The sequence below is a fragment of the Streptomyces sp. NPDC029956 genome, assembly GCF_055574655.1.
Genome location: NZ_JBVHZJ010000112.1, coordinates 1 through 7,943 on the forward strand (window position 1 = coordinate 1; position 7,943 = coordinate 7,943).

The 7,943-nt window shown below is 70.7% G+C and carries 6 protein-coding genes; 1 reads left to right on the forward strand and 5 read right to left on the reverse strand.

What is annotated here, in order from left to right; all coding sequences use genetic code 11:
- Positions 1–132: 132 nt before the first annotated feature.
- Complete coding sequence (locus ACZ4XX_RS39975) at positions 133–489, reverse strand: HesB/IscA family protein (RefSeq protein ID WP_056645451.1); 357 nt, start codon at positions 487–489, stop codon at positions 133–135.
- 248 nt (positions 490–737) lie between these two features.
- Here ACZ4XX_RS39975 and nadA point away from each other — a divergent pair, with 248 nt between their 5' ends.
- Positions 738–1,946, forward strand: a complete 1,209-nt coding sequence (gene nadA / locus ACZ4XX_RS39980; protein WP_468512729.1) for a quinolinate synthase NadA — start codon at positions 738–740, stop codon at positions 1,944–1,946.
- Between the two features lie 72 nt (positions 1,947–2,018).
- Here nadA and ACZ4XX_RS39985 read toward each other — a convergent pair whose 3' ends face one another.
- The 4 genes from ACZ4XX_RS39985 to pspAA all read right to left on the reverse strand — a co-directional run bounded on the left by ACZ4XX_RS39985 (position 2,019) and on the right by pspAA (position 7,712).
- Positions 2,019–5,156, reverse strand: coding sequence for an efflux RND transporter permease subunit (locus ACZ4XX_RS39985; protein ID WP_468512730.1), 3,138 nt, complete (start codon positions 5,154–5,156; stop codon positions 2,019–2,021).
- Between the two features lie 186 nt (positions 5,157–5,342).
- Entirely contained in the window at positions 5,343–6,032 is a 690-nt protein-coding gene (locus ACZ4XX_RS39990; protein WP_468512731.1) for a response regulator, read from the reverse strand.
- A complete protein-coding gene (locus ACZ4XX_RS39995) occupies positions 6,029–7,270 on the reverse strand; it encodes a sensor histidine kinase (RefSeq protein WP_468512732.1) in 1,242 nt (413 codons plus the stop codon). Before ACZ4XX_RS39995 ends, ACZ4XX_RS39990 begins: the two co-directional genes overlap by 4 nt.
- Positions 7,271–7,433: 163 nt before the next feature.
- Positions 7,434–7,712, reverse strand: a complete 279-nt coding sequence (gene pspAA, locus ACZ4XX_RS40000; protein WP_468512733.1) for a PspA-associated protein PspAA — start codon at positions 7,710–7,712, stop codon at positions 7,434–7,436.
- Positions 7,713–7,943: the final 231 nt, after the last annotated feature.

Genomic DNA, 7,943 nt, shown 5'->3' on the forward strand with positions numbered 1-7,943 from the left:
GGCCTCTATCTGGTCTCGACGAAGGGGGCGGGGGCGGTCCTCCCTTGCAGGGGCCCCGGGGGGAAAACAAAGGGGGGCCCCCCCCCCCCCCCCCCCCCCCCCCCCCCGCCCTCGTTCGTACAGCCGTGCGGCCTAGCTGAACGAGTCGCCGCAGGCGCAGGAGCCCGTGGCGTTCGGGTTGTCGATGGTGAAGCCCTGCTTCTCGATGGTGTCGACGAAGTCGATCGAGGCGCCGCCCAGGTACGGGGCGCTCATGCGGTCGGTGACGACCTTGACGCCGTCGAAGTCCTTCACGACATCGCCGTCGAGCGAACGCTCGTCGAAGAACAGCTGGTAACGCAGGCCGGAGCAGCCGCCGGGCTGAACGGCGACGCGCAGGGCCAGGTCCTCGCGACCTTCCTGCTCGAGGAGGCCCTTGACCTTGGCCGCGGCGGCGTCGGACAGGAGGATGCCGTCGCTGACAGTGGTCTTCTCGTCCGATACGGACATCTGCTTCTCTCCCGGTGTGTACGGAGACTGCTTGCCGACGGTTGCAACCGACGGTGCCCCGGATTCATTCCGGGCCGTGTGGGTCTTTCTCTCTTCATGCTCGCACACCCTGCCCAACTGCGGGGACGAGGAAGTCCGGCGATGGCGACCGCGAATTCGTCACATCGACACTATGGACATCGTCAACGTGACGTGAAGCGGTTATGATAGATAGCGTCATTTCGACGAAAAGGTTCCCCGAAGAAAGGGTGCGTGACGTGACCACGGCCCAAGCCCGTCATGATCTCGACGTCCAGCCGTCGCCGCTCGCCCTGCTTCTGCTCGGTCGCGAGGCCGACCCGAAGAGCGAGCGCGGCGTGGAGTGCCCCGGCGACCTGCCGTCGCCCTCCGACCCTGACCTGGTGGAGCGCGCCCGCGCGGCCAAGGAGAAGCTCGGGGACAAGGTCTTCGTGCTCGGCCACCACTACCAGCGCGACGAGGTCATCCAGTTCGCCGACGTCACCGGCGACTCCTTCAAGCTCGCGCGTGACGCCGCGGCCAAGCCGGAGGCCGAGTACATCGTCTTCTGCGGTGTGCACTTCATGGCGGAGTCGGCCGACATCCTGACCGGCGACGAGCAGAAGGTCGTCCTGCCCGACCTCGCGGCCGGCTGTTCGATGGCCGACATGGCCACCGCCGAGCAGGTCGCCGAGTGCTGGGACGTGCTGACCGAGGCCGGCGTCGCCGACCAGGTCGTGCCCGTCTCGTACATGAACTCCTCGGCCGACATCAAGGCCTTCACCGGCAAGCACGGGGGCACGATCTGCACCTCGTCCAACGCCGAGCGCGCCCTGGACTGGGCCTTCGGGCAGGGGGAGCCCGGCACGACGAAGGTGCTGTTCCTGCCGGACCAGCACCTGGGCCGCAACACGGCCGTGCGCGACATGGGCATGTCCCTCGACGACTGCGTCCTGTACAACCCGCACAAGCCGAACGGCGGGCTCACCGTCGAGGAGCTGCGCGCCGCCAAGATGATCCTGTGGCGGGGTCACTGCTCGGTGCACGGCCGCTTCTCGCTGGACTCGGTCAACGACGTCCGCGAGCGCATCCCGGGCGTGAACGTGCTCGTGCACCCCGAGTGCCGGCACGAGGTCGTCGCCGCCGCGGACTACGTGGGCTCGACCGAGTACATCATCAACACCCTGGAGGCGGCCCCGGCCGGTTCCAAGTGGGCGATCGGCACGGAGCTGAACCTGGTCCGCCGCCTGGCGAACCGGTTCGCCGACCAGGACAAGGAGATCGTCTTCCTCGACAAGACGGTCTGCTTCTGCTCGACGATGAACCGCATCGACCTGCCGCACCTGGTGTGGACCCTGGAGTCGCTGGCCGAGGGCAACCTCGTCAACCAGATCCAGGTCGACAAGGAGACCGAGAGCTTCGCGAAGCTCGCGCTGGAGCGGATGCTCGCTCTGCCGTAACGGTTCTCCCCCGAGATGCGCCCGAAGGGCGCCCCGCGATGTGCGGGGCGCCCTTCGGCGTACACGAGCTGCCTAGCGGTCCAGCAGGGCCGCGTCCGTGTCGGAGTTCGCCTGCGTCGGCTGCTCCGGGATCTCCGTGCCCTTCTTCGCCGCCTTCTTCTTCGCACGGCGCTCCTTGCGGAGCTCCACCATCGCGTAGAGCGTCGGGACGAGGAGCAGTGTCAGCAGCGTCGACGTGATCAGACCGCCGATCACCACCACGGCCAGCGGCTGGGCGATGAAGCCGCCCTCGCCGGTGATGCCGAGCGCCATCGGCAGCAGGGCGAAGATCGTCGCCAGAGCGGTCATCAGGATCGGGCGGAGCCGGTGCCGGCCGCCCTCGATCACCGCTTCGACGACGCCCAGGCCCTGCGCCCGGTACTGGTTGATCAGGTCGATCAGGACGATGGCGTTGGTGACGACGATGCCGATGAGCATCAGCATGCCGATCATCGCCGGGACGCCCATCGCGGTGTCGGTGACCACGAGGAGACCGATCGCACCGGTCGCCGCGAACGGGATCGAGACCAGCAGGATCAGCGGCTGGATCAGCGACCGGAAGGTCGCGACGAGCAGCATGAAGACGATCGCGATGGCCGCGAGCATCGCCAGGAACAGGTTGAGGAAGGCCTCGGACTGGTCCTCGGAGACACCGCCGATGCTCGCGGTGGCGCCCTCGGGCAGGTCGAGCGCGTCGATCTTCTGCTGCAGGGTGGCGCTCACCGCGCCGGTGTTGTCGCCGACCGGCTTGGCCGTGATCGTCGCGGCGCGTGCGCCGTCGATCCGGGTCATGGACACCGGGCCGGGGACGAGCTCGACGGTGGCGATGTCGCCCAGCTTCACCGGGCCGAGGGGCAGCGCCCTGAGACCGGCCAGAGTGGTGACCGGCTTGGCCGAGGTGATGAGGACGTCCCGCTCGCTGTCGTCGAGGATCGCCTTGGCAGTCGGGGTGCCCCGGACGGCCTGTCCGACGACCATGCCGAGCGAGGCGGAGTCGAAGCCCGCGTCGGCCGCGGCGGGCTTCGCCTTGACCGAGATGCGCGGGACGGACTGCGAGAGGTCGCTCTGGACGTCGGTGACGTCCTTGATGTCGGCGATCGCGGCCCGGACCTGCTCGGAGGCCTTCTCCAGGACCTCGGCGTCGGCGGCCTTGACGACCACGCTCAGGTCCTGGCTGCCGAAGCCGTCACCGGCCGCGATCTTGGTGTCGCCGACGCCGTCGAGGGAGGCGAGGCCCTTCTCGATGGCGTCACGGGTCTTCTCGAACGAGGCGGACTCCTCCAGGCTGACCTGGTAGGTCGCCTGGTTGGTGCCGGTGCCGCCGCCGAAGGCCGCCATGAAGCCGGACGAGCCGACGTTGACCTGGTAGTCCTTGACGCCGTCGATGTCCGCGAGGACCTTCTCGATCTTCTTCGCGGCCGCGTCGGAGGCGTCGAGGGCGGTGCCGGGCGCCAGCTCCTGCTGGATGCTGAGCACCTCCTGCTCGCCCTGGTCGAAGAAGTTCGTCTTCAGGAGCGGGGCCATGCCGAAGGTGACGATCAGGACGACGAACGCGATGGCGAGGCTGGTCAGCCGGCGCCGGGTCGCGAACTTCAGGACCGGCACGTACAGGCGCTGGAGGCGGCTCTTCTCCTCCTTCTCCTCGGCCAGTCTGCGGGCCTCCGCCAGGTCCTCCGAGGTGCCCTTGGGGGCGCGCAGGAACCAGTACGAGAGGACCGGGACGACCGTCAGGGAGACGAGCAGCGAGGCCAGCAGGGCCGCCGTGACCGTCAGCGAGAACGAGCCGAACAGCTCGCCGATCATGCCGCCGGTCAGACCGATCGGCAGGAAGACGGCGACGGTCGTGAGCGTCGAGGAGGTGACGGCGCCCGCCACCTCGCGGACCGCGGTGAGGATGGCGGCCTGCCGCTCCTCGCCGTAGCCGAGGTGCCGCTTGATGTTCTCCAGGACCACGATCGAGTCGTCGACGACCCGGCCGATGGCGATGGTGAGCGCGCCCAGCGTCAGCATGTTGAGCGAGAGGTCGCGGGTCCACAGCACGATGAGCGCGAGGACGACCGAGAGCGGGATGGAGACCGCGGTGACCAGGGTGGAGCGGATCGACGCGAGGAAGACCAGGATCACCAGGACGGCCATGACGAGGCCGAGGGCGCCCTCGGTGGTCAGGCCGGAGACGGCCTTGGCGACGGCCGGGCCCTGGTCGGAGACCACGGTCAGCTCGGCGCCCGCGCCGAGGTCGGCGCGGAGCTCGGGCAGCTTCTCCTTGACCGCGTCGGAGATGGCGACGGCGCTGCCGTCCTTGTCCATGGTGGCCATGACGGCGAGGCTGGGCTTGCCGTTGGTCCGGGTGAGGGAGACGCGCGGCGCCTCCTCCTGGCGGACGGTGGCCACGTCACCGAGGCGGACCGCCTTGCCCTTGCCGGGGGTGGCCGCCGGGATGCGGAGGTCCTCGATCTGCTTCAGCGAGGTGAAGCCGCCGCCGACCTGGATGGTGCGGCTCTTGCCCGTCTCGGAGAAGGAGCCGGCCGGGAGGGTGCCGCCGCCGGAGCGGAGGGCCTCACCGAGCTTCATGCTCGTGAGACCGGCCGCGGCGAGCTTGCGGTCGTCCGGGGTGACGGAGACCTGGAGGTCCTGGACGCCGGTGACGGAGACCTGGCCGACGCCCTCGATGCCTTCGAGGGCGGGCACGACGGTGCGGTCCAGCAGGTCGGCGAGCGCCTGCGGGTCCTGGTCGGAGGCGGCGGCGAGGACGACGGTCGGGATGTCGTCCGTGGAGCCGGCCACGACCTGCGGGTCGACCGTGTCGGGCAGTTCGGCGCGGGCGCGGTTGACGGCCTGCTGGACGTCGGCGACGAGCTGCTTCGTCGACTCGTCGCCGTAGTCGAAGGAGGCCATGACGAGCGCCATGCCCTCGGAGGCCGTGGAGGTGACCGACTTCAGGCCGTCGACGGCCTTGAGGTTGTTCTCCAGGGGCTCGACGACCTGCTTCTCGACCACATCGGGAGAGGCACCCTGGTAGGGGGCGAGGACCGAGACCATCGGGAGCTCGATCGAGGGGAACAGCTGCTGCTTCAGCTGCGGTATCGCGATCGCCCCGAACACCAGGGCGACGATGGAGATCAGCCCGATCAGGGCCCTTTGCGCGAGGCTGAATCTGGACAGCCAGGACATGGGGTCTCTCTTCTGTGGCGTACTCGTCGACGGGCGGGAGCAGCCAAGACCCCGGACCGGATCCGCGGGATCCGCCGGAGGTGCCCCCGTCTATACGATCTGCCATCGAGGGCCGAAAGTCCTCGCCCCCCGGGTCCACATCCTTATCCCGCGCATACCGCGTCTGGAGTACGCCGGAGCCCCCGGTCACTCCACCCGTGGACGTACCAGTCCCGATTCGTAGGCGGTGACGACCAGCTGGGCCCGGTCGCGGGCGCCGAGCTTGGCCATGGCCCGGTTGACGTGCGTCTTCACGGTGAGCGGGCTGACGTCGAGCCGCTCGGCGATCTCGTCGTTGGAGAGACCGCCGGCGACGAGGACGAGGACCTCGCGCTCCCGGGCGGTGAGCGCGGCGAGCCGCTCGGTGCGGCCCCGGCCGCCCTCGCCCACGGCGTCCGCGCCGGGGCCCTGGGCGAGGAACGAGGCGATCAGGCCCTTGGTCGCGGCCGGGGAGAGCAGCGCCTCGCCGGCGTGGGCGATCCGGATCGCGCCGAGCAGCTCCTCGGGTTCGGCGCCCTTGCCGAGGAACCCGGAGGCCCCGGCGCGCAGCGACTGCACGACGTACTCGTCGACCTCGAAGGTGGTCAGCATGACGATCCGTACGTCGGCGAGCTCCGGATCCGCGCTGATCATGCGGGTGGCCGCGAGGCCGTCCGTGCCCGGCATCCGGATGTCCATCAGGACCACGTCGGCCCGCTCGGAGCGGGCCAGGGCGACGGCCTCGGCGCCGTCGGCGGCCTCGCCGACGACCTCCATGTCCGGTTCGGAGTTCACCAGGACCTTGAAGGCGCTGCGGAGCAGGGCCTGGTCGTCGGCCAGCAGTACCCGGATCGTCATGTGTCCTCCCCCGTACGGGACGTCACCGGCAGTATCGCCTGGACGCGGAACCCTCCGCCGTACCGGGGGGCCGCGGTCAGGGTGCCGCCGAGCGCGCCGACCCGCTCGCGCATGCCCAGCAGGCCGTGGCCGCCGTTGGGTACGGGATCGGGCGCGGGGGTGCACGTGCCGTTGTCGAGGACGGTGATCTCGACCGTGCGGCCCACCCGGACGACGCTCACCTCGGCCTCGGCGTCCGGGCCCGCGTGCTTGCGCACGTTGGTCAGCGCCTCCTGCACGATCCGGTACGCGGCCAGGTCGACGGTCGCGGGCAGTGGCCGCTCCCCGTCGGTCCGGGCCAGGGCGACCGGGAGCCCGGCGTTGCGGAAGCTGTCGAGCAGCCCGTCGAGGACGGCGAGGCCGGGGGCCGGCTCGGTGGGGGCCTCCGGGTCACCGGACTGGCGCAGCAGACCGACGGTGGCGCGCAGCTCGTCGAGCGCGGACCGGCTCGCGTCACGGACGTGCGCGAGGGCCTCCTTGGCCTGGTCGGGGCGCTTGTCCATGACGTGCGCGGCGACACCGGCCTGGACGTTCACCAGGGCGATGTGGTGGGCGACGACGTCGTGGAGGTCGCGGGCGATCCTCAGCCGCTCCTCCGCGACCCGGCGGCCCGCCTCCTCCTCGCGGGTGCGCTCGGCCCGCTCGGCGCGCTCCCTGATGGCGTCGATGAAGGCCCGGCGGCTGCGGACGGCGTCTCCCGCGGCGGCCGCCATGCCGGTCCAGGCGAAGAGGCCGACGTTCTCCTGGGCGTACCAGGGGGTGGGGCCGAAGGCCATCGCCGCGGCCGTCAGCACCGCCATGGTGACGAGGCCGACCTTCCAGGTGGTGGGCCGGTCGGTGCGGGCGGCGACCGTGTAGAGCGCGATGACGGCGCTCATGGAGACCGTGGCGGGCCGGGTGTCGTTGACCAGTTCCAGGAGACTGACCGCCACCGTGAAGCAGAGCACGTGGAAGGGGTGGCGGCGGCGCAGGATCAGGGCGCCGGCCGCCAGCACCATGAGGAACACGCTCGCCAGGCTGGGCACGCGGTCGCCGAAGGTCGGGCCGGTCGGGCTGCCGTGCGGGTCGGTGAAGGACCCGGCGATCATCGAGAGGAGCACGCCGAACGCAAGCGTCGCGTCGAAGGCGAGCGGGTGCGCGCGGAAACCGTCGCGGAGACGCGCGAAGAGGGTGCCGGTGGCGGGTCCGGTGGGGGTCACGGGGAACAACGGTACGGGGCGCGGGAGGGCGGCCGTGCCCGCTCCGGCGCGCCCCCGGCGGGAGACGCACGCGGTCCCGCCACCGGTAGGGGGTGGCGGCCCCGGCGGGAGACGCACGCGGTCCCGCCACCCCTAGGGGTGGCGGGACCGTCGTTCAGGGTCGTCAGCCGGGGATGAGGCCGTCGTCGGAGAGCATCTCCTTGACCTCGTCCAGGCCCGCGTCCGGAGCGGGGAGGATCAGCTCCGAGGGTTCGAGCGCCTCGTCCGGCAGTGGCGCACCGAGCCGCCGGACCGCTCCCAGGAGGGCGTTCAGCGTGCGCCGAAAGCCTTCCTCGTCCCCCGACTCCATCTCCTTCAGCAGCTCGTCGTCGAGTCTGTTCAGCTCGGCGAGGTGGCTGTCGGCCAGCTTCCACTGGCCCTCCCCCATGATCCGTACGATCATGACGCGTCCTGTTCTGTTCGCGGGCTGTCGCCTACGTGACGTCGCCGCTTCTCGGCTTCTCGAGAGCTACTTCTCGAAGCGCGGGTGGGACTGCGGCTGCTGCTGGGACGTGGCGTCCTGGGGGGGGGCCGCGCCGCCGCCCCCGCCCGCCCCCCTCTGCGCCGAAGGGCCACCAAACAGCCCCGCCCTCACCCCCCTCGGCTTCAGATCAACGTCCATACCTCCGGAGAA

Coding starts and splice junctions, on each gene's coding strand:
- ACZ4XX_RS39975 (WP_056645451.1), bottom strand. CDS start 489: ATGTCCGTATCGGACGAGAAGACCACTGTCAGCGACGGCATCCTCCTG.
- ACZ4XX_RS39985 (WP_468512730.1), bottom strand. CDS start 5,156: ATGTCCTGGCTGTCCAGATTCAGCCTCGCGCAAAGGGCCCTGATCGGG.
- ACZ4XX_RS39990 (WP_468512731.1), bottom strand. CDS start 6,032: ATGACGATCCGGGTACTGCTGGCCGACGACCAGGCCCTGCTCCGCAGC.
- pspAA (WP_468512733.1), bottom strand. CDS start 7,712: ATGATCGTACGGATCATGGGGGAGGGCCAGTGGAAGCTGGCCGACAGC.